Origin of the sequence: Pseudomonas sp. NPDC087342 (assembly GCF_044744265.1) — a bacterium.
In the GTDB taxonomy this organism is placed as follows: Bacteria; Pseudomonadota; Gammaproteobacteria; order Pseudomonadales; family Pseudomonadaceae; genus Aquipseudomonas; species Aquipseudomonas nunensis.
In genome coordinates, this window is record NZ_JBIUXZ010000002.1 from 15,044 (window position 1) to 40,733 (window position 25,690).

Genomic DNA, 25,690 nt, shown 5'->3' on the forward strand with positions numbered 1-25,690 from the left:
CCGCGTCCCATTGGAACGCAGAGCGTCCCTTGAGGCATTCCCACGCAGAGCGTAGGAACGATCCTTACGCAGCAGGCCAGGCGCTAACGAATTCAGCCAGATCAACCTTCTCCGCAACCCGTGGCTCTTTCTGCGGTGTGCCGAGGTACAGGAACGCAATCACCTCTTCCCCGTCCGCCAACCCCAACCCCTTGGCCACATGCGCCGAGTAGGCCAGTTCACCGGTACGCCACACCGCGCCAATCCCCTGGGCATACGCCGCCAGCAAAATCCCGTGCGCCGCACACCCCGCCGCCAACAGTTGCTCGGACTTCGGGTATTTGACGTGATCCTGCAACCGCGCAATCACCACCACCACCAACGGCGCGCGCAGCGGACCATTGCGGGCCTTGTCCAGCACCGCTTCGGGCGCTTCGCTGTCCTGCAACTTGGCCGCTTCAGCCAGCAACTCGCCCATTTGCTCACGTGCCGCGCCTTCGACGGTCAGGAAGCGCCAAGGCTGCAAATGGCCGTGGTCCGGCGCACGCAATGCAGCGCCAAACAGCACTTCCCGCTGCTCGGCGGTAGGGGCCGGTTCGACCAGTCGGGGAACGGAAACACGGTTGAGCAAAGCGTCGAGAGCCTGCATCGGCCACCTCCTGTAAAAAATGTTTGGCTATTCTAGCTGCAACCCTGCGGGAGTGCCGGTTTACATGGCAGACCTCACAGGTAGAATGGCGCCCTCCCCACTTTCAGCCCGAGCGGACTTCATGGCGTTGCCGACCTTACGGACTATTGGTTTCATCATCGGCATCTTCCTGATCACGCTGGCCATCGCCATGGTCGTGCCCATGGCCACGCTGGTGATTTTCGAGCGCACCGGCGACCTGCCATCGTTCCTCTGGGCCAGCATGATCACCTTCGTCGCCGGCCTGGCGCTGGTCATTCCCGGACGCCCCGAACACGTGCACCTGCGCCCAAGGGACATGTACTTGCTGACCGTCAGCAGTTGGCTGGTGGTGTGCATATTCGCCGCGCTGCCGTTCCTGCTGACCCAGCACATCAGCTACACCGACTCGTTCTTCGAAAGCATGTCCGGCATCACCGCCACCGGGTCGACCGTGCTCACGGGCCTGGACAAAATGTCTCCCGGGATCCTGATGTGGCGCTCGTTGCTGCACTGGATCGGCGGCATCGGCTTTATCGGCATGGCGGTAGCGATTCTGCCGCTACTGCGCATCGGTGGCATGCGGCTGTTCCAGACCGAGTCGTCGGACCGCTCCGAAAAAGTCATGCCCCGCTCGCACATGGTGGCGCGCCTGATCGTGGCGGCCTACGTCGGCATCACCATCATCGGCAGCCTCGCGTTCTGGTGGGCCGGGATGAGCCTGTTCGATGCGATCAACCACGCGATGTCAGCGATTTCCACCGGTGGGTTCTCCACTTCCGACGAGTCCCTGGCCCACTGGAAACAACCGGCGGTGCACTGGGTCGCGGTGGTCATCATGATTCTCGGCAGCCTGCCGTTCACCCTGTATGTGGCGACATTGCGCGGCAACCGCCGGGCGCTGATCAAGGATCAACAGGTCCAGGGTTTGCTCGGCATGTTGCTGGTGACCTGGCTGGTGCTCGGCACCTGGTATTGGTGGACCACCAACCTGCATTGGCTGGAGGCGTTGCGGCATGTGGCGCTGAACGTGACGTCGGTGGTCACGACCACGGGGTTCGCACTCGGGGACTACAGCCTGTGGGGCAACTTCTCGCTGATGCTGTTCTTTTATCTGGGTTTTGTCGGCGGTTGTTCAGGCTCGACGGCGGGCGGGATCAAGATTTTCCGTTTCCAGGTTGCCTACATCCTGCTCAAGGCCAACCTTAACCAGTTGATTCACCCGCGAGCGGTGATCAAGCAGAAGTACAACGGTCACCGACTCGACGAAGAAATCGTGCGTTCGATCCTGACCTTTTCGTTCTTCTTCGCCATCACCATCTGCGTGATCGCGCTGCTGCTGTCGCTGCTGGGCGTAGACTGGATGACCGCACTGACCGGCGCCGCGAGCACCGTGTCCGGCGTCGGCCCGGGCCTGGGCGAGACCATTGGCCCGGCGGGCAACTTCGCCACCCTGCCGGACGCCGCCAAGTGGATTCTCTCGTTCGGCATGCTGCTGGGCCGACTGGAGATTATTACGGTGTTTGTTCTGTGTATTCCGGCGTTCTGGCGTCACTGACCTGCTTCGGCGCATCCATCAAACGCGCCCGGTACTCGCCGGGCGTCGCGTCGAACCAGCGGCGGAAGGCGCGGAAGAAGTTACTCGGGTCGGCAAACCCCAGCAGGTAGGCAATTTCCAGCAGGGTCATGCTGGGCTGCGCCAGGTATTGCTCGGCCAGTTCGCGGCGGGTGTCGTCGAGCAAGGTCTGGAAACTCGTGCCCTCTTCCTGCAAGCGGCGCTGCAAGGTGCGTTGCGACAGGTGCAACGTCTGCGCCACCGTATCGCGCTTGGGTTCGCCTTGGGGCAGCAAACGGCATAGCACTTGCCGGGCCTTGTGGGTCACGCGACTTTCAGAAAACCGCGCCAGGTATTCGCCGGCAAACCGGTCATGCAGCAGCGCCATGGCTTCGTTCGCTGTGGGCAGCGGCGCCTCCATGTCGGCGCGCTCGAAGATCAACGCATCGTAAGGCGCATTGAACACCAGTGGCGCGTGGAAGGCTTGTTTATAGGGTTCGAGGTCGGCGGGCTCATCGCCCTGCACCAACACCTTGCGCGGTTGCAGGGTGCGGCCGGTCAACCAGCCGCATAGCGCCAGGGCGCAGGCCAATGAGGCTTCGGCGCTCTGCCGGGTCGGCGGCAGATGGTCGCCATGCACCGTCAGGATCAGCGCATACCCTTCTTCCAACAGGCGGAAACTCAGGTCAGCGCTTTCGGCAATAATCCGCTGATAGCGCACCAACCGCTGGAAACCTTCGGCCAGGGTCTGGCTGGACATCAGCGCGTAGCCGGCGACATGAAAGGAGGCCGGTCGCACCACTTTGCCCATGTTCAGGCCGATTGCCGGGTTACCGGACAGCTCGACCGCGCGCTGCCAGAGCCGCGTCATGGAATCTTGCGGGAAGCGTGCATCCGGATCATCCAGTGCCGCGTAGTCGAGCCCCAGCTGTTTGAACAGAACCCGGCAATCCAGGCCGTCCATTTCCAGTGCTTTGACAATCCCCATCGCCCAGCTTGCAGAAGTCGTTCGTTCGCTCATGGCGTTTACTTACATGATGAGCCGCATCTCACGGCCAATTACCGAAGGATACTAAAGTGGCGCCTATTGTCACTGGCTGATGCCAATGATCACTCTAGACTCAAATAAGCTACCCGCAGAACAACTTGCCATCAGAACAATAACCACAGAGATCGCAGTCGTGGAAAACACCAAGCGTTTCAATAGCTTCGCTGAGTTCTACCCGCATTACCTCAGCGAACACAGCAACAGTACGTGCCGACGATTGCACTTTATTGGCACCACGCTGGTTATCTTCATTTTGGCGCTGACCATCGGCAAAGGCGCGTGGCTACTGCTGATCGCCCTGCCGCTGGCCGGTTACAGCTTCGCCTGGGTCGGGCATTTCTTCTTCGAGAAGAATCGTCCTGCCACCTTTCAGCACCCGTTCTACAGCCTGCTCGGCGATTTCGTCATGTACCGCGACATGATTCTGGGCCGCGTGCCGTTCTAGGCTTGCCGGGCCAGCAAAGCGTCCCATGCAGACAGTGCGCCAGTGGATCCAAGTTCTACACTCAATCCGTCACTTCGCAAATAAGAAGATCGCCGATGAACGCCAATGCCCGTTTCACCCACATGCAGGACGGCACGCAGGAAGACTGGGCGATCATCGCCGCAGACTTCAGTGCCTACGCCCGACAATTGCCGACACGGATTGTGGCGCACCTGAAGTTGCTGGAGGGTGATTTTGGCGGGTTTCCGGTGGATCGCCTGACCCATTCGCTACAAACCGCCACCCGCGCCTGGCGCGATGGCCGCGACGAAGAATACGTGGTCTGCGCCTTGCTGCATGACATCGGCGACACCCTAGGTTCCTACAACCACCCGGACATCGCCGCAGCGATCCTCAAGCCGTTCGTCAGCGCCGAGAATTTGTGGATGGTGGAGAAACACGGGATTTTCCAGGGTTACTACTTCTTCCATCACCTGGGCATGGATCGGCATCTGCGCGAACAATTCAGCGGGCATCCGCAGTATCAGGCGACGATTGAGTTCTGCGCCAACTACGATGCGGCGGCGTTTGATCCGGCGTATGAGACGCTGCCGCTGAGCTTCTTCGAGCCGATGATGGAACGGTTGTTTGCGCAGCCGAAGAATTCGATCTACAAGGCGGCGATGGAAGAACACGCGCCGGCCTGAAGATCAGTGGTGATAGTGATGGCCTCTTCGCGGGCAAGCCTCGCTCCTACGGTTGGATGCATTTCCCTGTAGGAGCGAGGCTTGCCCGCGAAGGCGCCAGACCTGCTTACGCCGGTTCGGCGATTTTTACTGCTTTCAACTCCGCCTCTCGCGCCTGGGCATCCGCCAGTCGATACAGCTCGATCGTGCCGTCCCAGTGCTCGATCAACGCAGTGCACGATTCCACCCAGTCCCCGCAATTGAGGTAATCCACCCCACCGACTTTACGAATCTCGGCATGGTGAATGTGCCCGCACACCACGCCATGCAGCTCGCGCTTGACGCATTCGTGGGCGATGGCTTCTTCGAAATCGCTGATAAAGCTGACCGCGGTTTTCACCTTGTGCTTGAGGTACGCCGACAGCGACCAGTAACCGTAGCCATACCGGGCGCGCCAGTGATTGAGCCAGCGGTTGAGGGTCAGGGTGAATTCGTAGGCCGAGTCGCCAAGAAAGGCCAACCAGCGGTGATAACGAGTGATGACGTCGAACTGATCGCCGTGGATCACCAGCAAATGCCGGCCATCGGCGGTCACGTGCACTGCCTCGTCCACCAACTGAATGTTGCCCAATATCAGCTTCGAATAACGACGCAGGAATTCATCATGGTTGCCGGTGACGTAGATCACTTCGGTGCCGCGCTTGCTCATGGTCAGCAAGCGACGAATCACGTTGGTGTGAGCCTGCGGCCAATACATGCCGCTGCGCAGTTTCCAGCCATCGATGATGTCGCCCACCAGGTAGATCTTGTCGGTGTGGTAGCCCTTGAGAAACTGCGACAGGTGCTCAGCCTGGCAATCCCGGGTGCCCAAATGCACATCGGATATCCATAAGGTGCGGACACGTTGTTTACGGCTGGGTTTGGCGAGCTCGGCGCTGGTCATGGGCAACCCTCTGGGATGTTTTTACAAGCTTGCGCCGGTCGGGTTAATTGCCCATGACAGTGACGAGTCAATCCTGTGACAGCGCCCGGCCGGTGTAGACTGGCCGCATCTTGCCAGGAGACCTGCGATGAGACCGATCCTCACACTTCGCCAATACAGCCACGACCTGATCGTCCACAGCCACGACCACGCGCAACTGGTGTTCGGCTTGTCGGGCGCGCTGGACTTCGAGGTCGATGGCCAGGGCAGCCAGGTGGTGCAGCAGAGTTTCGTGGTGATCCCGGCCGGCATGCATCACGCCTGTGGCAGTCCCCATGGCAGTCGTTGCCTGGTGCTGGATGTGCCCGACGATCAATGGATTGCCCAGTCGTTGGGGGAACACGCCGACGCCAGCCGCCGCTTGCTCGACAACGCCGGACGCCTGCCGCTGGATGCCGGGCAAAGCCAGTTGGTCAGCTGGCTGGCGGGCAGTCCGGTGAGCGATCCGCTGATTGCCCAGCAAGGCGCGGTGCTGTTATTGGCCAGCCTCAACCACATCAAACCGGACGTCATTGGCGGGCGACGCCTGCCGTATGCGGCGCTGAATGCGCACATCGATCAGCATGCGGCCTATCCGCTGCAAGTGGCCGATCTGGCGCGCATTGCCGACCTGTCCAGCGCGCGCCTGCATGCGCGGTTCGTGGCCGAATGCGGGCAGACACCGATGGATTACATTCGCAGTCGGCGGCTGCACATTGCGGTGAGCTTGTTGCGCGATTCAGCGCTGCCGATTGGCGAGATCGCCAGCCGGGTCGGCTACAGCTCACAAAGTGCATTCGCGGCGGCGGTGTTGCGCGAGTTTGGTGCTTCCCCCGGCAAATTGCGCCGCGAGGCGAATGCCGATTAATGAATGTTTGTGAATACAGGATCTGTGGCGAGGGGGCTTGCCCCCGTTGGGTCGCGAAGCGGCCCCTGCATTCATCCGTCAGACCTCATTTGCCGGATTGACGACTGCTTCGCAGCCGAACGGGGGCAAGCCCCCTCGCCACAAGGTATTGCGCGAGGCTAGCGACAAAAGTCGATAGTTTGCCGACAGACACAGCGAGTCATTACGCGGTTCAATGGTCGGGTTCAATACGTTTTCCAAAGGATTGCAATGACTCCCCGTACCGCCCTTGGCGCCCTGCATATCGGCGCACTTATGTTTGGCCTGACCGGTGTGTTCGGCAAACTCGCGGCCGCCACCCCGGCGGTCATCGTCTTCGGTCGTGCGGCGTTCGCGGTGCTGGCGCTGGCATTTTTTGCGCGGTTCGCCAGCAACACCCGCTGGCAGAAACTCGAAGCCGTGGACTGGCGTCGCCTGCTGCTCAGCGGCTTGCTGCTGGCCGGGCACTGGGTGAGTTTCTTCATTGCGGTAAAAGTCGCGGGAGTGGCGATTGCGACCTTGGGTTTTGCCAGCTTCCCGGCGTTTACCGTGATCCTCGAAGGGCTGATCTTCCGCGAGAAAATCCGCGCCAATGAAATCCTGCTGGTGGTGCTGGTCAGCGTGGGCCTGGTGCTGGTAACGCCGTCCTTCGACCTCGGCACCGGCGCGACCGTTGGCCTGCTCTGGGCAGTGGCTTCCGGTTTGCTGTTCGCCCTGCTGTCCCTGACCAACCGCGCCAGTTCCGCACGCATCCCGGCGGTGCAGGCTGCGTTGTGCCAGAACGTGGTGGTCGCGTTGTGCCTGTTGCCGGTTGCCGCGCCACAGTTGAGCGAAGTGCGCGCCCTCGACTGGTTGTGGATCGGCTTGCTCGGGGTGTTCTGCACCGGCGTTGCCCACAGCCTGTTTGTCGCCAGCCTGGCGGTGATCAAGGCGCGAACTGCCGCCGTGGTGTTTGCCCTGGAACCGGTCTACGGCATCACCATGGCCTGGCTGCTGTTCGATGAAAACCCGACGCTGCGCATGCTGCTCGGCGGTGCGTTGATCATCATCGCGATTGTGGTGTCCAGTCGCTTATCCGGCAGTTCGAGCAAGAAAGCCGTGGCCGCCGAAGCCGCCTCTCACTGAGTGCGATCGTTGTGCCCGAGGTCGCGATCCGGGTCGATCTGATCCCGGACTCGCTGCTTCAGTACCTTGGCCTCCGGGAAACCGCCGTCGGCCTTGCGCTCCCAGATCTGCACCTCGTTACAAAAAATATGAAAGACCCCGCCCGTACCCGGCACCAGGGACACTTTGCCCAAGTCGTCGCCAAAGGTGCTGAGCAGTTCCTGAGCCAGCCAGGCCGCGCGCAACAGCCACTGGCATTGCGTGCAATAGGTGATGACGATTTCCGGTTTTTGCATGGTCATGATCGCTGAAACTCCTGAGCCAGAGGGGCGCCGCTATAATAGCCGCCTTTATCGCTTGCCCCGAGATTCACGATGCGCCGTTTACTGTACTGCCTGTTGCTTTGCCTCTTCCCTCTGATCGTCCAAGCCACTGACGCAGCCCGACCGAAAATCGGCCTGGTGCTGTCCGGCGGCGCGGCCCGTGGCCTGGCGCACATCGGCGTGCTCAAGGCGTTGGAAGAACAAGGCATCAAGATCGATGCGATTGCCGGCACCAGCATGGGCGCAGTGGTCGGCGGGTTGTACGCCTCGGGTTACAAGATCGATGAACTGGAAAAACTCGCCCTCAACATCGACTGGCAACAAGCCCTGTCCGACGCCCCGCCGCGCGAAGACGTGCCGTTCCGGCGCAAGCAGGATGACCGCGACTTCCTGGTCAAACAGAAACTGAGCTTTCGCGACGACGGCAGCCTCGGCCTGCCACTGGGCGTTATTCAAGGCCAGAACCTGGCGCTGCTGCTCGAAAGCCTGCTGGCCCACGCCAGTGACACCCGCGACTTCGACAAACTGCCGATCCCGTTCCGCGCGGTTGCCACCGACATTTCCACCGGCGAAAAAGTCGTGTTCCGCAAAGGCCATTTGCCCCAGGTGATCCGCGCGAGCATGTCGATCCCGGCGGTGTTCGCACCGGTCGAACTCGGCGGTCGGTTGCTGGTGGACGGCGGCATGACCGACAACATCCCGCTCGACGTCGCGCGGGAGATGGGCGTCGACATCGCCATCGTGGTCGACATCGGCACCCCGCTGCGCAACCGCAAACAACTGACCACCGTGGTCGATGTGTTGAACCAGTCGATCACCCTGATGACCCGGCGCAACTCCGAAGAACAACTCGCCGCCCTGCACAAGGACGACGTGCTGATCCAGCCGTCACTGGCGAGTTTCGGTGTGACCGACTTCGGCCGCGCTCAGGACATGATCGACGCCGGTTACCGGGCGACCAAGGCCCTCGACGCGCGCCTGGCACAACTCAAACCGGCACAACCGCTGGACGCCGAACTGTCCGCTGCCCGGGCTCCGAGCCAGCGCACGCCGATCATTACCGGGATCAAGGTGGAAAACGACTCGAAAGTCAGTGACGACGTAATCCGCTACTACATTCGCCAACACGTCGGCGAACCGCTGGACATCGGCCGGCTGCACACCGACATGGGCACCCTGTATGGCCTCGATTACTTCGAGCAAGTGCAATACCGCGTGGTGCACAAGGGCGACGATCACACCTTGGTGATCAGCGCGCGGGGCAAACGCAGCGGCACCGATTACCTGCGGGTCGGCTTGAACCTGTCGGACGATATGCGTGGCGACAGCGCGTTCAACCTCGGCGCCAGTTACCGGGTCAACGGGATCAACCGCCTCGGTGCCGAATGGCTGACCCGGGCGCAGATCGGTGACAAACAGGAACTCTACAGTGAGTTCTATCAACCGCTGGACGTCGGTTCACGCTACTTCATCGCGCCTTACGCAGCCTTTGAAGCGCAGAACGTCGACGCGGTCCTGGACAACGACCCGATCGCCCAATACCGCGTCGAACGTTATGGTTTTGGCCTGAATGTCGGCCGGCAGATTGGCAACAGCGGCGAGATTCGCTTTGGCGTCGGCGAGGCCTGGGGCAAGGCTGACGTGCGCATCGGCGATCAGGATCTGCCAAGTGAAAGCTTCAACGAGGGCTTCTATGAGCTGAAGTACTCGTTCGATTCGTTCGACAACGTCTACTTCCCCCACGAAGGCAAAGACATCGGTCTGGCATTCCGGCAGTTCGAACCGGGCCTGGGTTCGGACAAGCGTTACCGCCAATGGGAGTTCAAACTGGACAAGGCCATGAGCAGCGGCCCGGACACCTTCATTCTGGGCGGGCGTTATGGCCGAACGCTGGATGATGCCAACGTCGTGACTTCAAGTTTCCTGCTCGGCGGCGCGCGGCAGTTGTCGGGGTTTCGCGAGGATGCGATTTCCGGGCAGAACGTCAGCCTGATGCGCGGGGTTTACTACCGCCGCCTGACACCACGTTCGTACCTGCCGCTGGATTTCCCGCTGTACATCGGCGGGTCCCTGGAACGGGGTCGGGCGTGGAACAATGACAATGAGTTCGACAGCGGCTATATCAATGCGGCCAGTGTGTTCATCGGTTTTGATACGCCATTGGGACCATTGAACTTCAGTTATGGCTTCAATGATGCGGATGAACAGGCGGTGTATCTGAATTTGGGGCAGACGTTTTAGCCCCCCAAAACCCTGTAGGAGCGAGGCTTGCCCGCGAAGACGTCATAACATTCAACATTCATGCTGACTGTTATGACGTCTTCGCGGGCAAGCCTCGCTCCTACATTGGATTGTGCATCACAGTTAGCGGATGCCGGCCAACAAAGTCCGCGCTGTCTGCTTGAGCGGCTCATCGCCCTCTTTGAGCAATTCGTTGAGCAACTCGATCGCGCTGTCCAGATCGCCGTCATCAATGCAGGTCTGGGCTTGTTCCAGTTTGCCGGCGCCCGTTGGCACGGGTTCAGGCAGTGGTTCCAGTTCCAGCAACGGGCCAGGTTCGTTGAATGCGTCGAGAAAGTCGTCGTCCAGCGATTGCGCTTCGGGTTCGGCGTCCCACTCCAACTCCGGTTCGCCCAACGCAGACTCATCGGGCATTTCATAAACATCCGGCATCACGTGCAGGTTTGAGGTGAACGCAGGTTCCTCCGGCAGCGGCGGTTTAGCCGTCGGCGAGGGTGAATCGTCGAAAGGGCTGACCAGATCCCAATTGGAATCCATCGACAAGTCGTCAAGGTTCAACTGGAAGTCATCGCCGGATGGCGCTTCGGGGGCCACCGCCGCGACAGTCGCAATGACCGGCACAATCGGCGCAGCCGGTGCGACACTCGCCAGTTTAGGGAATCGGGCCCGGAGATCCGCCAACTGCTGCGGGTCAACCCCGGCGTCAAGCAGGCTGCTTTCCTGGGCGTCATACGCGGATGTGTCGCCCTGCTTGCCCAGCACTTCCAGCAGATGCAACGCCAGGTCGGTACGCTGTGGCTCCTTGGCTAATGCCTCACGCAACAGGCCCGCCGCTTCGGAGAATCGGCCATAGGCCATGTAGATGCCGACCCCTTCCAACACATCGCCGGCCGGTGTCTCTTCGCGATGATCGGGAAGCGGCACGGCGACACGGGCAGCGTGTGGCGGGATCTCACGCTCAGGTTCATCGTGCAGCGGCGCGGTCGATAACGGTTCGGTCAACGCTTGCTGGCGTTGACGACGAACAAACAGCCCGAGCACCACCAACAGCACCAGCGCCAGCACTCCTGCAATCAACAACCAATTGCTGCTCTCAGGTTCTTCAACCACAACCGGCGCAGGTGCCACGGCGGGGACAGGTGCCGCAGCAGGCTTCTGCGCGACCTCGGCCAAGCGGGTTTGCAAGTCGCTGACCTGCTTGCGCTCGTCGGCGATTTGCTCGTCCTGAGTTTTGATCCGGGCATTCAATTCATCGATGGTTTTTTGCAGCTGCTGGTTTTGCAGCACGCTGGCGGCCAGTTGCTCGGCGACCTCGTCGTTTGCCGGCGCCGCCGGTGGAGCAACACTTGCGGCTGGCGCAGGCACCTTGCTCTTGGCAGCCGCTTTCGGCGCCGGAGTCGGTTCGACGCTCGGGAACCCGGAGGTCGGTTCTTTGGCTGAGGGTTCGTCCGTCGCGGGAACAATCCCCGGCGAACCCGGCGGATCGATCAACACCGTGTATTCGCGCAGCAAACGACCGTTGGGCTGATTGAGCTGCACCAGGAAATTCAGAAAGGGTTCATTGACCGGTTTGCTGGAGGTCACCCGGATCAGCGTGCGGTTGCCCCGCAGGATCGGTGAGAATTTCAGGTTATTGAGGAAGAACACCCGTTCGACGCCAGCCCGGCTGAATTCGTCGGCCGTCGCCAGGCTGATCGACAGATCGCCTTCTGCCAAGCCCGCCGCATCTACCAGAGCAATATCGGCGCTGAACGGTTGGTTCAACGCCGAATGCACGGTGATGTCACCCAAGCCCAGGGCCGGAGCCAATGCCGAGTAAGTGACCGCACCACCGACCAGAAGCAGTTGGGTGCAATACCGCAAAACCACGTGCCAACTCTCGAGCATGAGCATCCCTTAGATTAAGCAGAACCAACCTGTACGCGTTCGCACATCCGGTACGAACACGATATTGCCTAGTAGTTCTTTATAGTCTGCCCAACGGGGTATCTCAAAAACACGGCGTAAGGTTTTGCCTCAAGACTTTTCGAGGTTGGCCAGGATGTGACCGTGAACACGCATGCAGACCTTCAGATCGGCCTCATCGACGCCTTCGAACAGCTCGTGGCGCAGCTGAGTCGCAATGGTTTCAATCTGTTCGATCAATGGCCGGGCCGGGGCACAGAGGACGATTTTTTTCGCCCGACGGTCTTCCAGTACTGATTGGCGTTGCACCAGGCCCTGGGTTTCCAGGCTGTCGAGCAGCCGGGCCAGGGTCGGCCCTTCGACGCCGACGCTTTGCGCCAGTTCGCGCTGGGTCGGGGCTTCCTCGAAACGCGCCAGGTGCAGCAGCACCAGCCAACGGGCCTGAGAAAGTCCCAGACCGGCCAGACGGCGATCCAGTTCGGCACGCCAGCCACGAGACATCTGGGCCAATTGCATGCCAAAGCGGTGTTGATCGGTTAACGGCATAGAAAACTCATGATTAGACTGAAATAGAGAAAAACTAATTATTAGTCAGCTAAGCATGACCTTTCGCTGTAGGCAAGGCTTGCTCTGTACTGAATCGTTACATCTATGCGCCCGGTCACTTAAATCTCGAATTCGGATTGCAGCGCCGCCCGCACACAGTACAAAACCCCTTCCGGCACGCGACCGGCAAACAGCGCGGCAATTTCCGCGACCGGCGGCAACTCGCCTTCGCCGTCGAGGAACGCGTCCTGGATTTCGCCCATCAGCTCTTCCGGCAGATCTAGCGCTTGCTCCAGCGACAATTGCTGCTTGCCGATGGCCTCGGCGAGCATGGTGTAGACGTTCTTTTCCGAGCATTGCAGCTGTCCGGCGATCTGCAGCGGCGTCATGCCGGCCCGGGCCAGAGTGATCAGTTCGTGGCGCACATCGGCCACCACTTTCGGTGCCTCGACCTGGCCGCCGAGCACTTCGAGGAAGGCCTCGCCGTAACGTTCCAGCTTGCGTGCGCCGACGCCGCTGACCGTGGCCATTTCCGCCAGTGAGGTCGGTTGACTGCGGAGCATTTCCAGCAACGTCGAGTCGGGGAAGATGACGTACGGTGGCACGCCGTGTTCTTCGGCAAGCTTGCGACGCAGGGCACGCAGGGCTTCCCACTGTTCGCGCTCTTCGCCACGAACCAGTTGGCTCGCCTGGCTCTTGCTGCTTTTGGCAGTGGTTTGCGGCTTGAGGTCGCGGCGCAGCTCCAGGGTCACTTCGCCCTTGAGCAGCGGCCGGCAGGTGTCGCTCAGGCGCAGGCCGCCGTAGCCTTCGAGGTCGATGTCCGCGAGGCCACGGGCAACCAGTTGGCGGAACAGAGAGCGCCATTCGCTCTCGCCCATCGCCTTGCCGACGCCATACACAGACAAATGCTGATGGCCGAAGCTGCGGACCTTTTCGTTGTCCTTGCCCAGCAACACATCCACCAGATGGCCGACGCCGTAGCGCTGGCCGGTGCGGTAGATCGCCGAGAGTGCCTGACGGGCCGGCTCTGTGGCGTCCCAGGTCTGCACGCCATCGACGCAGTTGTCGCAGTGGCCGCACGGCTCGGGCATGTCTTCGTCGAAGTAGGCCAGCAGCGTCTGGCGACGGCAGCGGGTTTCTTCGCAGAGCGAGAGCATCGCATCGAGCTTGTGCTGCTCCAGACGCTTATGGCGCTCGTCGCCTTCAGAGTTCTGCAGCATTTGCTTGAGCATCACCACGTCTTGCAGGCCGTAAGCCATCCACGCATCTGCCGGCAGCCCGTCACGGCCGCCGCGACCGGTTTCCTGGTAATACGCTTCCAGGGATTTCGGCAAGTCGAGGTGCGCGACAAAACGCACGTTGGGCTTGTCGATGCCCATGCCGAACGCCACTGTGGCGACCATGATCAGGCCTTCCTCGTTGAGGAAGCGCTTCTGGTGATGGGCCCGCGTTTCGTTGGGCAGGCCGGCGTGGTATGGCAGCGCCGGGAAGCCCTGTTCGCTGAGGAACACCGCCACTTCGTCGACTTTTTTGCGCGACAGGCAATAGACGATGCCGGCATCGCTGCGCCGCTCGGCGAGGAACGCCAGCAATTGCTTGCGCGGCTGCTCCTTGGGGACGATGCGATAGAAAATGTTGGGACGGTCGAAACTCGACAGGAAACGCTCGGCGTCCTGCAAATGCAGACGATCGACGATTTCTTCGCGGGTGCGCTTGTCGGCGGTGGCGGTCAGGGCAATGCGCGGGACGTTGGGGAACAGTTCCGCCAACTGACCCAGTTGCAGGTATTCGCGGCGAAAGTCGTGGCCCCATTGCGACACGCAGTGCGCTTCGTCGATGGCGAACAAGGCAATTTCAAGGCTTTGCAGGAAGGCCAGCATGCGCGGCTGCACCAGGCGCTCGGGCGCCAGGTAGAGCATTTTCACTTCGCCGCGCTTGATCCGTGCGGCCAGGTCGCGTTGCTGTTCGGCGCTCAGGGTCGAGTTCAATGCAGCGGCGGCCACGCCCAGTTCTTCGAGGGTCGCGACCTGGTCGTCCATCAACGCGATCAGCGGCGACACCACCACCGCCAGGCCTTCGCGCAGCAACGCCGGGACCTGGAAGCACAGAGACTTGCCGCCACCGGTAGGCATCAATACCAAAGCGTCGCCGCCATTGGCCACGCGCTCAATGATTGCACCCTGGCGGCCACGGAAACTGTCGTAGCCGAAGATGTCCTTGAGGACGCGTTGAGCCTGTTCGAGCATAAAAACTCCAAAAATCACCGAAACATCCCTGCAAGGCTGGTTCAGAACCACGCAGGCTGCACTGACAAATAGTAAGTGCGCATTGCATGACGCTTCACATCTCAGCCGCGACGCCGGCAGGGCATCACAAAACGCGGGAGTATACCCGACCCCTCCGCTGCAAAGGGTGCCGCTGAGAAGACACACAATGACAAACACTGCGCGCAACCTGTGGGAGCGAGCTTGCTCGCGATGGCGGCAGTCCATTCAATATTTAAGTGACTGACAGACCGCTTTCGCGAGCAAGCCCGCTCCCACAGGGATTGCGGTGTTTCGCAGGGCCACAATGGGGCAAATATCCCGCGCGGCTGGCCTGGGGGCTCAAGAAGGCCTAGAATTCCCGCATCTGTTTAATTCCCCAAGGTAGCTTTTAATGTCCTTCGCTGAGCAACTAACCCGCCTGCAAGTCTTCCTCGACGCCGATGAACTGCATGACGAGGCGCTGGACTACGTGGCCGCCCACGGCTACCTCACTGCGCTGTCGATCTGTTCCGAAAGCGTTCCCGACCGTGAATGGATCGACGCCCTCTTCGCCGAAGAGCCGCATTACGCCGACGACACCGAGCGTGAAGCGATCGAATCCACCCTGCTGGCCCTCAAGGCTCACATCGCACGCCAACTGGCGTCCGACGAAGAGTTCGAGCTGCCATGCGACCTGGACCTGGGCGAAGAGCCGGATGATTCCGACCTGCGCGGCTGGTGCATCGGTTTCATGGAAGGCGTGTTCCTGCGCGAAGCGGCCTGGTTCGAAACCGCCGAAGACGAAGTCAGCGAAATGCTGCTGCCGATCATGGTCGGTTCGGGTCTGTTCGACGAACAGCCTGAGTTCGAAGACATCGCCAAAGACGCCAACCTGATGGACGACATGATCGTGCAGATCCCGGAAGCCCTGACCGCGCTGTACCTGCTGTGCCAGGCTCCCGACGAAAAACCGGCGATCCTCAAGCCACGTCACCACTAAGGTCTTGCCTATGGACAAACCCATAGGCAACCGCTCCCTGATGTTGCGCTACCTGCTGCTGGCCATCGGCTGGCTCAGCGTAGCGTTGGGGGTGATCGGGATTTTCCTGCCGGTATTGCCCACCACGCCGTTCCTGTTGCTGGCCGCCGCGTGTTTCGCACGCAGTTCGCCGCGCTTCTATCAGTGGCTGGTCGAACATCCGCGGCTTGGGCCGTGGATCCGCGACTATCTGGACGGCAACGGCATCCCGCTCAAGGGCAAGGTCTACGCCATCGGCCTGATGTGGGTGAGCATCCTGTTCTCCTGCTACCTGGTGCCGCTGCCGTGGGCGCGAGGGTTTATGTTGACCAGTGCGGTGCTGGTGACGATCTACATCCTCAAACAGAAAACCCTGCACAAGCCCTGAAAACACACCCTGTAGCAGCTGGCGAAGCCTGCGTTCGGCGGCGAAGCCGTCGCAAATTCTACATGTAAGGTTTTACTGACCTGCCGCGTTGCCTGGTTGTGCGACGGCTTCGCCGCCGAACGCTGCCTCGCGGTGCTCGACAGCTGCTACCCGTGCGCGTACCAACCGACGATCTACCCTGCCTTTCAAAAAACACCACCTAAACTCCAGTCATCTGCACCCGAGCAGCCAGACATGTCCAACAGTCGGCGTCGTCCAGGATGGCCAACGCTCCGACTTCGGTTCGGCGGCTGGCTGCTGGCGGGTTTTCTGCTGGCCGGGCTGGGCAGTGTGTGCGCCGACTGGGATTTCGGGCAGATCCTGCAAACCGCCGAAAAACGCTATGGCCCCCTCGGTCCGGCACAGGGGCGAATCGAGGCCTGGAACCAGATGCTGCAAGGCGAACGCAACCAGCCAGAACGCGAGCAACTGAACGCGGTCAATCGCTTCTTCAATCAGCAATTGAGTTTTCAGGACGACACGCGCATCTGGCAGCAGATCGATTACTGGGCCACGCCAGAAGAATCCCTGATCAAGGGTGCCGGCGACTGCGAGGACTACGCCCTGGCGAAATATTTCAGCCTGCGCCAGCTCGGGGTGCCCAGCGAGAAACTGCGCATCACCTACGTCAAGGCCCTGACCCAGAACCAGGCGCACATGGTCCTGACTTTCTACAGCAGCCCCACGGCCGATCCGCTGGTGCTGGACAACCTGATCGGTGAGATCCGCCCCGCCTCCCAACGCAAAGACCTGCTGCCGGTGTACGCCTTCAACGCCGAAGGTTTGTATTTGCCCGGCGCCAATGGCGGCAAGCGCAGCAGCGACTCGAAAAAATTGTCACGCTGGCAAGACGTGTTGAAAAAGATGCAGGCCGAAGGGTTCGCCGTGGGCGACGGCTAGCCGCCACAGCAAGGAGCGTTTTATGTCACTGCGCAAACAATTGTTTCTCGCCATTTGCCTGTTTCTGCTGGTGGCGTTCAGCGGCAGTTTTTTTGTCAGCCTGGAAAGCTCCCGCGAGCAAATGCTCGGCCAGTTGCGCTCCCACGCCCAGGACGCCGCCACGGCGTTGGGACTGTCGCTGACCACGCAGATCGACGACACGGCGATGATCGAACTGATGGTCAGCTCGATTTTCGACAGCGGTTATTTCAGCAGCATCCGCATCATCAACATCACCGATGAACAGGTGCTGGTGGAGCGTGACGCACCGGCGCGAATCGAAGGCGTACCCGACTGGTTCGTGCGCCTGGTGAACCTGCACGCGCAAGGCGGCGACGCGTTGATCATGCGCGGCTGGGAGCAAGTGGCGCGGGTCGAAGTCTTGAGCAATCCGCAGTTCGCCCTGGCCAAACTTTGGGACAGTACGCTCGGCAGTCTCGTTTGGCTGCTGCTGTGCGGATTGCTCAGTGCGATGTTCGGCGGATGGCTGCTGCGTCGGCAACTGCGCCCGCTGGACAAAATGGTCCGGCAGGCCGAAGCCATCAGCAAACGCGAGTTTCTCAGCCTGCCAAAACTGCCGCGCACTCCGGAACTGAGACGGGTGGTGCTGGCGATGAACCAGATGGTCGAAAAGCTCAAGGCGCTGTTTGCCGAAGAGGCGGCACGCAGCGAAAAACTGCGCGCCGATTCCTATCAGGACAGCCTCACCGGGTTGGCGAATCGGCGCTTGCTGGATGAGCAACTGGCCGACCATTTGCTGGTCAGCGAACAGAGCAGCGACGGCCACTTGCTGATGCTGCGGATCAACGACCTCGCGGGCCTCAACCAGCGTTTGGGCGGCCAACGCACCGATGCCTTGATCGGTGCCGTCGGCGAGTTGCTCAAACGCCTGACACAACTCCCCGAGCGGCGCACCTGGCTGGCGGCGCGCAATCGTGGCGGCGAGTTCAGCCTGCTGACGCCGGGCCTCGACGACAAGGACGCCGCGCGCCTGTGCGCTGAAATCAGCGCTACCCTGGAAAATCTGCGCCTGACCGGTGCCAGCGACAGCATGCCCGTGGCGCATTTGGGTATCGTCGCCTACCAACCGGGTGAGCCGGCGGGCGATGTATTGCTACGCCTCGATCAGGCCTTGACCCAGGCCCAGCAGAATCCCGAGCGACCATGGGTGCACCTCGATCACGCCAACACTGCGCCGAACCAATCCCAGCACGACTGGCGCAACTGGATCGACGACGCCCTCACCCACGGCAAATTGCAGCTGTATTTCCAACCGGTGGTGCAATGCGCCGACACCAGCCAAGTGCTGCACCACAAAGTACTCGCGCGCCTGCTCGACCCGCACGGTGAAGCGATTGCCGCCGGACACTTCCTGCCCTGGATCGAACGCCTCGGCTGGTCGGCCCGCTTCGACCTGGCCATGCTTGACGCCACCCTCGACTACCTCGCCGTCAACCGCTGGCCCCTTGCGCTGAGTTTGTCCGGCACCACCTTGCGCGACCCGCAGTCGTTGCAACAGATCTTGCAAACCCTCGACTCCCTGCCGGAACTGGCGCCGCTGCTGATCCTGGAAATCGACGAACGCCAACTGCCGCCCCCGGACGAATTACAGCGCCTGAGCCACAGTTTGCTCAGCACCGGTTACCGCATCGGCTTGCAGCATTTTGGCGGTAGCTTCAGCCAGATCGGCAACCTCACTCAGTTGGGGTTGGCGTACTTGAAGATTGATGGGAGCTACATTCGGGGGATTGATGAGCACAGTGATAAACGCCTGTTCATCGAGGCGATTTTCCGCGCCACCAACAGCATCGATTTACCGTTGATTGCGGAAATGGTCGAGACGCAGGGGGAATTGGAGGTGATTCGGGAGCTGGGATTGTTCGGGGTGATGGGCCGATTGATCGGGCCGCCCGAGCCGATGTGAATTCGCCGGTAGACCGCGTTATCGTTCTTCGCGGGCAAGCCTTGCTCCTACGGATTCGGGCGTACGTTTCAGCCTTGCCGTTCGTCGCTACTGTCAGATCTGACAGTAGCCAGCCCACCACCCTTTCCCGCTTGATACCTCCATCCCGCTGGCCCCTTCCGGCCACCCCCGTTTTGCGGTGAAGGAGCATTCCCATGACCAAATTCCCGGCAGTTGAGTCCGAAGCGTCCAGCGCACCCCTGGCTTTGCGTCCGCCGTACTTCCCATCCAGCACCACCCTGGCCGACCCGCGGCGCTACACCGGCGGGATTCCGATTCGGGCCCTCGAAGGGAATCTGCAGTGCATCATCCCGCCCTGGACCGTCATGGGGATTGGCGATCAGGTTGATGTGACTTGGCAAAGCCTCACCTCGCCGGCCGTCAGTAAAACCATCGAGTTTGATCACGAAGTGGATAAACAAGTGGTGCTCTGGATCCCTCGCGGTCAGGTTCTGGAGGGCGACGCGGAGCCGGTGTTTTACCGGGTCACGCGACGCGGCCAGACCCCGGAGCCTTCGGTGCCGCTGGAAACCTACCTTGTCAAAACCACCCGCCCCGGCGGTTATGACGACAGCCCTGAAGAGGGGCATTCCGGGTTCAAGTACAGCTTCCTCACGGACACCTCCGGCGGTGTCGACGCCGATATCGCGAACCGCGGCGTGCAGATGCGCATCGAGCCCTACCAGCACATGACCGCGTACGACCGCATCGTCTGCCGCTGGGGCAGTCAGGAAGTCATGCATTACCCGGTGACCCAGGCGCAAGTCAACGACCCGGTCAACAACCCGATCATCATCACCTTCACCCGCGCCGTGATCGAAGCCGCCGGGGATGGCCCGCGCGTGGTGGTGACCTTTCAGGTCATCGACTGCGTCGACAACCGCCCGGATGAACGCGCGCCATGGGCGAAACTCAGTTACGTGCTGGTGGATCTGGGCGGCAATCGGCTGGATGCGCCGCTGGTGCTGGTGGCGGGTCGGCCGACCAACAGCATCGACCTCGATCAGTTGGGCGATGACGATGTGAACGTGCGGGTCTATACCCCTGTCGCGGACTTCGCAGTGGGCGACACCGTCCGGCTGACCTGGACCGGCACCCCTGCCCAAGGCTCACCGATCATCGTCGGACCGCTGGTGAAGTTGGTGGACTTTGTGCCCTTTCAGCTCGACTTCACCATCCCCAACGCCGCCGTCAAAGCCATCGCCCAAGGCTACGCCACGGCCTCCTATGTGCGCATCCGCAGCGGCGAGGCGGATCGCCCATCGAAAAACGCCAGCGTCAGCGTGCGCGGCGCCATCGACCGTTTAGCCGCACCGAGCGTGGCGCAAGCCCCCGGCGGTACCCTGCCGGCGGATGCACCTTACGCGACCATTTCCGTGCCGTACTTTGAAGGTCGAAAAACCGGGGACCTGATCACTATCCATTGCCAGGGCCGACGTCCGGGCGGCAGCGAAACCTACTACCCGATCCCCATCATCGTCGCCGACAGCGACGGCCGATCAGCCATCACCCGCGACCTGCCCGGCAGCGAAATCGCCCCGTTGGGCGGCGGCACCCTGAAGCTCTACTACGTGGTGGCCAACGATGACCTGACGGTGCGCAGCGAACGCGAATCCCTGCCGCTGAACCTCAACGTCGGCGTGGCCCTGCCCGACTTCAACCGGGCGGAGATCACCGAAGCCGACGGCGATGTGCTGCTACCGGAAAAAACCCCGAACGGCGCCAACGTCATCGCGCCGTTCAACGTGCCGGGGGATACTCTGCCGGGCGACACCGTCGGCCTGCGCTGGACCGGTTCGGTCACTGGTGCGCATCCGCTGTATGAAATCCCCCTGACCACCCAGACCGCCGGCAAACCGGTGCCGTTTCTGGTCAGCGCGGAGCATATTCATCCCAACGTCAATGGCACGGTGGAAGTGGATTACTACCGCAAGCGCGGGACTGAGGCGACACGGTTTTCTCGCAAGCGGGTGTTGAGTGTTGGCAATGCGTTGCCGGATTGGGCTGCGCCGACTATCAAGGAAGCGCCGAACGGCGTATCTCTCAACCCGGTAGCCGCGAAAGACACCCTGACCGCCATTGTGGATTACGACATGCGGGTCGGGGACAAGATCACCGTCACCTGGACCGGCGCGAGTGGCGTTGGGACTGGAGGTTCACACACCACGGCAGCGTTCAATGTCGAGAACTTGGGCCCCAAAGAAATATCCCTGCCAAATTCGGTGGTGGCATTCAACTTGAACAAACCCGTGGTCGTGACCTATAGCGTCACCCGTGGCAGTGAGCAACCGGTACCGTCACTGCCATTAATCTTAAACGTAGGCACGTTGCCCGCTTCGGAATTGAACTCGCCCATCTTTATACAGGCCGACGAAAACGACGTACTGGACGTAAGTAACCTGGCCGGCAGTAACGCCACTATCCATGGCCTGCTCTGGCCATTGATCGCTGCTGGCCAGCATGTGTGGATGAGCCTGCATGGCAAAAACGCAGACGGCACCGATTACATCAGTGCTCGTTGGTCCGGCGACGGTAGCCAAGTTAACTCCATCTGGATTAATCAGGGGTACTGGCCTCACAACATTGGCAAGAGTCAACTTATGGCACTGGCTGACAACAGTAGGCTAACGATCAAGTTCAAGGTGGCGATGGATAAAAGCAACATCGAGGATAATGCAACTGTATTCCCTGACCGGGTGTATACCGTCCTCACGACTGCACTGATTGACCCGACCATTACCTCGGTGAAGGGCGCCTCAAGTGGTGCCGATATTCCCGATAACGCCTCTACTTTCGAGACATCACTAAAGTTCAGCGGTAAGGCGACAGCTAACAAGAAAATCGAACTGCGCGATAACGGTATTGCAATAAACACGATCGACGTTGACGAGAGCGGGGACTGGGAAGATACGGTGGCAAACCAGACACCAGGCAATCACAGTTACACTGTCAAGGCCGTTGACGGCACGTTACCGGAATCAGACGCCCGAACACTAAGGATTATTCATTACACGGTTGAAGTTATTAGAGGCGTCGCCGGCGTTTCAGGTTTAATTGTCAACAAAGATAGCACCAGACTTTATGCCATTTCCTCTCACGCCATGTACATTTTTGATACAACAACAAATACATTGATAAATACAATCACCCTCTCAGGATCTATTACAAAATTCGCCGTCAGCCCGAACGACAGGAAAGCTTATATTATCAACGTGAACAACGAACCTCTTTATATAGGCATCATTGATATAGCAACGAACACTGAGACCAAAAGAATCCCCGCTCCAGGTTTGCGCAATTTCATCGTCTTTAGCCCAGACGGAACTCGAGCTTATGCTGGCTCGTCGAAGGGAATATATGTAATAGATACGACTAGAGAGGAAATAATTGCGACGATAGCCGATGGATCGGGACCATCATCTCTTGCAATAACGCCTGATGGCATTCGACTGTGCTGTACTTATAGTCTTGATGGCGGCAGTCAAGAGCTAGTTGTAATAAACACATCCAACAACCAAATAACGCGCATTGATTTGCCGAGAGGTAGGTGGTGGCGGGCAGCTGCCACCAACACTCATGGTTACGTCCTCGACATGACAGACGGAAATATAGCCGTGTTTGATTTCTCAAGCTCCACAATAGTGGCGAGTATTCAATACGGAAATGCGGGAAGTATTGCCGCAAGCCCAAATGGATCATTTATCTATATCAGCACCAATTTCGATCGCAACCTCACGACCATTGAAACAGCGACATACAGTATCGCAAACAACATTACCCAGGAGTTGAGGATAGACACCCTAGCCACCGCACCAGACAACTCCCATATCTATGCATCTCACCGGGGAGGGGAAGATGCCATCTCAGTCTTTACACTAAGCTAATTTAATCTACAAAGCTTTACTGTACGAATTTGCCTCACGATGCGGTACTTCATTCAGTACCTATATATAGGCAGAAGGAGTTGTAGGGGGGGAAGACAAGCCCCCCCTCGCCACAGATGACATTGGTCAGGGTCGGAACATACCTACAGACGATGTAGCTATTTCCGGCCTTGTCCAGGTTGACTGCCCTGCCCTCTCTCCCTATCCTCGCGCCTGTCACGACTCATTCGTGATCGGGTTTGACGGCCTGGTAATTCCAAGCGCGCATAGTTCTCCAACTTGCTCGTGCACTCGTGCCCGACGCAAATCTCAATGGTGACTGTGTGCGGGGCACTTTCGAGTGCGCCGGGTACTTGGACCGGTCCGTCAACCTGCGCACAGTTGCCACCCAATTCGTTTGACGGCGATTAAGTGGCAGCTCTTTGACTACCAAGGAGTTACACCAATGGCTGAGCCAACCACAAAATCCACCCCCTTCGCCCCCTGCGACCACGTCGACCATCACCTCTTCGCCGTACAACCCGGCATCCCGCTGCTCGACGCTCTGGAACACGCCTCGGTCTACCTCAGCTGCGCCGAAGCCCTCGCCCATCAAGCCCCAAACGCCACCCGCCCGGAACACATCGCGACGTTGCGCTGGGCCAGCAAGCAAATGCTCGGCACTGCGCGTTCATTGCTCCAGGCCTCCATCGACGGCATGCACGCCGCGCAAGCGGGAGGTGAGGCATGAATCCGCATATGCCGATGACCAACAACGACTGCGACATCCCGGTGTTGCTGGTGGCCACGCAAGCGCCATTGGATGTTTTGCACAGCAATGCCGCCACGCGGTTTCTGGCGGTGACGCAGATGATGGAAAGCCTGGCCAGTCTGGATATCACTCGGGCCAAGGGCGCGGATGTGCAGCAACTGGCCAATGCGGCGGCGATGTTGTTGCGCGATGGCTGTGATGTGATGGATGTGTTGGGGCGGCAGATTCGGGCGCAGGGCTGACAGTTTGATTCGAGGGTGAATGTGCCGGCCTCATCGCGGGCAAGCCCGGCTCTCACAGGGGATTTTCCGTGGCGGAAAAATCTGTGTTCGACCGTGATCCACTGTAGGAGCGAGGCTTGCCCGCAAAGGCGGCGTATCCGGCGACATCAATGTTGAATGACCCACCGCCATCGCGAGCAAGCTCAGCTCCTACAGTTTTTGGCGTCTGCCAGCGCACCATTCGCAGCTCCCATCGTGTCCTGCTCAATCTCTAGCCCGACAGTCATCGTTATATATTCCCCGAGTAAAAAAACGCCCCGCAATCCGCGAGGCGTTTTTTTTTAAACCCTGCAACCCATCACCAAAAATACCTCAACCCAACATTCACCCCCCACGGCTGTTCAATCTGCTCGCCCTTGCCGTAATCCAGATCAACATGCAGCTGCAGCTTTTCGGACAACCCTGCCAACGCCCCTGCCCCGAACTCCGCCCGGGAACCCGACAGGTCGTTGTTGAACCGATTATCGTTGACCTGCACCTCGTTGTTCCTGGCGAACTCATGCACCATCGCCGCACGCACATAGGGCTGCACGACACCGCCCCCGCTCAAGGGAATGCTGCGCCCGGCCGTGGCCCCGAGCTTGCCGAGCAGTGAGCGCGCGCGGTCGCCGTCGGCCTCCATGCCGTTGTCCAGATCATAATGGCGGCCCTGAATGACCACCGCCGACCATTGGGTGAACGGTTCAACGAAGTAGCCGTCGTCCAGTTTGATATGCCGACCGAATTCCGCCGAAGCACCCACGCCCATGGCGTTGTAGTTGCCCTTGGTGCGGCTGCCATCGCTGAGGCTGACTTTCGCTTCGTTCTGGAAGCGGTTGAGCTTGAGCACGCCGTCAAAGTAATAGCCGCTGGCATTGAGCCAAGTGGCGTACGACCCCAGGTAGTAACTGTCGACTGTGCCGGAGGTGCCGCGATTGACGTCCAGATCCGATCGGCTGTAGCCCGCCAGCACGCCGACCAGCCATTGGCTGTCGCCCCACCGTGCATCAGCGCCGAGGGACATCCCCTGTTGCGTTTGCTGATAACCCAGGCCCGCACCGTCGGCGACGTTGACCTTGTTGCCGTAGTTGCGTATCCAGGCGCCGGACTGGCCGTTGTTCAACCGCAGTTCGCCCATGCGGCTGCGCATCGAGGTCAATTCGCTGTTCCAGATAGTCGGGGTGGCATTGAACAAGGCCAGCACCGATTGTGCACCGGGGCTGATGGTTTTGGTGGTGGGGTCGAGGAACCACTCGGTTGCGCCTGCGCCATCGGTGATGCTCGACAGTGCGTACGAGAACGCCCCCACGTCCACCGGGCCATTGAGCAATGAAAAGTGCGCATCGCCCGCCGCCGTGTGCACCAGAGTCAGTTGCTGAGGTGACGTCGCATCGAGGCCCGAAGCGCGAACCGCCAGGTCGAAATCACCGGTGGCCACGCCCGTGACGTTCAGCAGATCACGTTCGCCAGTGACAAAATCGCCCTTCATCGCGAAGGTGCCGTTGCCGGCCAGGGCACCGACGTTCAATTGATAAAACGTGTCGGTACCAGCGGCGCCGAAACTGACCGAGCCACTGTTCATGGCCAAGGCGCCGATCGAGTCGTTGCCGGTCAGGGTCCAGCTGGATTGGCTGTTAATCGTCACGCCGTTGACCCCATCCAGACGTCCGATCAGTTGCGAATGGTTTTGCAGCAACACATTGGCGATGGAGTTGTTTTCGACCAACACATCACCGGTCATGCGACTTTGGTCAAGGTCGAGGTTGACGGTGCTGTTGCCGATGAGTTGCACGTTACCGTTGAGTTGCGACTGATTGCGCAGCAATACGTCGGCGGTGGCGCCACTGTCGGCCAATACGTCACCGGTCATGGTGCTT

The 25,690-nt window shown here is 60.2% G+C and carries 21 protein-coding genes; 13 read left to right on the top strand and 8 right to left on the bottom strand.

Features of this window, described 5'->3' with window-relative positions:
• Positions 1-64 precede the first annotated feature (64 nt).
• A complete protein-coding gene (locus ACIOYV_RS08040; RefSeq protein WP_401322678.1) occupies positions 65-628 on the bottom strand; it encodes a nitroreductase family protein in 564 nt (187 codons plus the stop codon).
• Positions 629-749: 121 nt separating this feature from the next.
• On the opposite strand from ACIOYV_RS08040, the gene ACIOYV_RS08045 reads away from it, so the two are divergent.
• A complete protein-coding gene (locus tag ACIOYV_RS08045) occupies positions 750-2,204 on the top strand; it encodes a TrkH family potassium uptake protein (RefSeq protein ID WP_163909029.1) in 1,455 nt (484 codons plus the stop codon).
• On the opposite strand, the gene ACIOYV_RS08050 is transcribed toward ACIOYV_RS08045, so the two are convergent.
• Positions 2,161-3,222, bottom strand: coding sequence for an AraC family transcriptional regulator (locus ACIOYV_RS08050; protein WP_290027302.1), 1,062 nt, complete (start codon positions 3,220-3,222; stop codon positions 2,161-2,163). The genes ACIOYV_RS08045 and ACIOYV_RS08050 overlap by 44 nt on opposite strands.
• A gap of 160 nt (positions 3,223-3,382) precedes the next feature.
• Between ACIOYV_RS08050 and ACIOYV_RS08055 the strand changes: the two genes are divergently transcribed.
• Positions 3,383-3,694, top strand: coding sequence for a DUF962 domain-containing protein (locus tag ACIOYV_RS08055; protein WP_123509084.1), 312 nt, complete (start codon positions 3,383-3,385; stop codon positions 3,692-3,694).
• Between the two features lie 95 nt (positions 3,695-3,789).
• The gene (locus ACIOYV_RS08060; protein ID WP_401322683.1) at positions 3,790-4,380 is read left to right on the top strand and encodes an HD domain-containing protein; all 591 of its coding nucleotides are present in this window, start codon (positions 3,790-3,792) and stop codon (positions 4,378-4,380) included.
• 106 nt (positions 4,381-4,486) lie between these two features.
• On the opposite strand, the gene ACIOYV_RS08065 is transcribed toward ACIOYV_RS08060, so the two are convergent.
• Positions 4,487-5,302, bottom strand: a complete 816-nt coding sequence (locus ACIOYV_RS08065; RefSeq protein ID WP_163909027.1) for a UDP-2,3-diacylglucosamine diphosphatase — start codon at positions 5,300-5,302, stop codon at positions 4,487-4,489.
• Positions 5,303-5,429: 127 nt separating this feature from the next.
• On the opposite strand from ACIOYV_RS08065, the gene ACIOYV_RS08070 reads away from it, so the two are divergent.
• Entirely contained in the window at positions 5,430-6,188 is a 759-nt protein-coding gene (locus ACIOYV_RS08070; protein WP_401322685.1) for an AraC family transcriptional regulator, read from the top strand.
• Positions 6,189-6,437: 249 nt separating this feature from the next.
• Positions 6,438-7,331 carry a DMT family transporter gene (locus tag ACIOYV_RS08075; RefSeq protein ID WP_054049195.1) on the top strand — a complete coding sequence of 298 codons (894 nt, stop codon included), beginning with the start codon at positions 6,438-6,440 and terminating at the stop codon, positions 7,329-7,331.
• Here the strand turns inward: ACIOYV_RS08075 and ACIOYV_RS08080 are convergent.
• Positions 7,325-7,612: a SelT/SelW/SelH family protein gene (locus ACIOYV_RS08080; RefSeq protein WP_054049193.1), complete on the bottom strand. Its 288-nt coding sequence runs from the start codon at positions 7,610-7,612 to the stop codon at positions 7,325-7,327. The genes ACIOYV_RS08075 and ACIOYV_RS08080 overlap by 7 nt on opposite strands.
• A 72-nt stretch (positions 7,613-7,684) precedes the next feature.
• Between ACIOYV_RS08080 and ACIOYV_RS08085 the strand changes: the two genes are divergently transcribed.
• Positions 7,685-9,874, top strand: coding sequence for a patatin-like phospholipase family protein (locus ACIOYV_RS08085; RefSeq protein WP_401322688.1), 2,190 nt, complete (start codon positions 7,685-7,687; stop codon positions 9,872-9,874).
• Between the two features lie 123 nt (positions 9,875-9,997).
• On the opposite strand, the gene ACIOYV_RS08090 is transcribed toward ACIOYV_RS08085, so the two are convergent.
• The 3 genes from ACIOYV_RS08090 to recQ all read right to left on the bottom strand — a co-directional run bounded on the left by ACIOYV_RS08090 (position 9,998) and on the right by recQ (position 14,571).
• Positions 9,998-11,761 carry a FimV/HubP family polar landmark protein gene (locus ACIOYV_RS08090; RefSeq protein WP_401322689.1) on the bottom strand — a complete coding sequence of 588 codons (1,764 nt, stop codon included), beginning with the start codon at positions 11,759-11,761 and terminating at the stop codon, positions 9,998-10,000.
• 129 nt (positions 11,762-11,890) lie between these two features.
• Positions 11,891-12,325, bottom strand: coding sequence for a MarR family transcriptional regulator (locus ACIOYV_RS08095; RefSeq protein WP_054049187.1), 435 nt, complete (start codon positions 12,323-12,325; stop codon positions 11,891-11,893).
• Positions 12,326-12,444: 119 nt separating this feature from the next.
• A complete protein-coding gene (gene recQ / locus ACIOYV_RS08100) occupies positions 12,445-14,571 on the bottom strand; it encodes a DNA helicase RecQ (protein WP_054049185.1) in 2,127 nt (708 codons plus the stop codon).
• Positions 14,572-14,983: 412 nt separating this feature from the next.
• On the opposite strand from recQ, the gene ACIOYV_RS08105 reads away from it, so the two are divergent.
• From ACIOYV_RS08105 to ACIOYV_RS08135, 7 genes are all read left to right on the top strand, one after another.
• Positions 14,984-15,571 (top strand): YecA family protein, encoded by a 588-nt coding sequence (locus ACIOYV_RS08105; protein ID WP_030130067.1) that lies wholly within the window; start codon positions 14,984-14,986, stop codon positions 15,569-15,571.
• Between the two features lie 10 nt (positions 15,572-15,581).
• Positions 15,582-15,977 (top strand): YbaN family protein, encoded by a 396-nt coding sequence (locus ACIOYV_RS08110; protein WP_290027308.1) that lies wholly within the window; start codon positions 15,582-15,584, stop codon positions 15,975-15,977.
• 234 nt (positions 15,978-16,211) lie between these two features.
• On the top strand, positions 16,212-16,916 hold the full coding sequence (gene lapG, locus ACIOYV_RS08115) for a cysteine protease LapG (protein WP_401322693.1): 705 nt from the start codon (positions 16,212-16,214) through the stop codon (positions 16,914-16,916).
• A gap of 22 nt (positions 16,917-16,938) precedes the next feature.
• Positions 16,939-18,879: a cyclic di-GMP receptor LapD gene (lapD, locus tag ACIOYV_RS08120; RefSeq protein WP_401322696.1), complete on the top strand. Its 1,941-nt coding sequence runs from the start codon at positions 16,939-16,941 to the stop codon at positions 18,877-18,879.
• Positions 18,880-19,073: 194 nt separating this feature from the next.
• A complete protein-coding gene (locus ACIOYV_RS08125) occupies positions 19,074-22,802 on the top strand; it encodes a hypothetical protein (protein WP_401322699.1) in 3,729 nt (1,242 codons plus the stop codon).
• A gap of 445 nt (positions 22,803-23,247) precedes the next feature.
• A complete protein-coding gene (locus ACIOYV_RS08130; RefSeq protein WP_401322702.1) occupies positions 23,248-23,532 on the top strand; it encodes a DUF3077 domain-containing protein in 285 nt (94 codons plus the stop codon).
• Complete coding sequence (locus ACIOYV_RS08135; RefSeq protein ID WP_401322703.1) at positions 23,529-23,795, top strand: short-chain dehydrogenase; 267 nt, start codon at positions 23,529-23,531, stop codon at positions 23,793-23,795. Before ACIOYV_RS08130 ends, ACIOYV_RS08135 begins: the two co-directional genes overlap by 4 nt.
• Before the next feature lie 337 nt (positions 23,796-24,132).
• Here ACIOYV_RS08135 and ACIOYV_RS08140 read toward each other — a convergent pair.
• Positions 24,133-25,690, bottom strand: a 1,558-nt coding sequence (locus ACIOYV_RS08140; RefSeq protein ID WP_401322706.1) for an autotransporter outer membrane beta-barrel domain-containing protein, incomplete at its 5' end; no start/stop codon positions are given.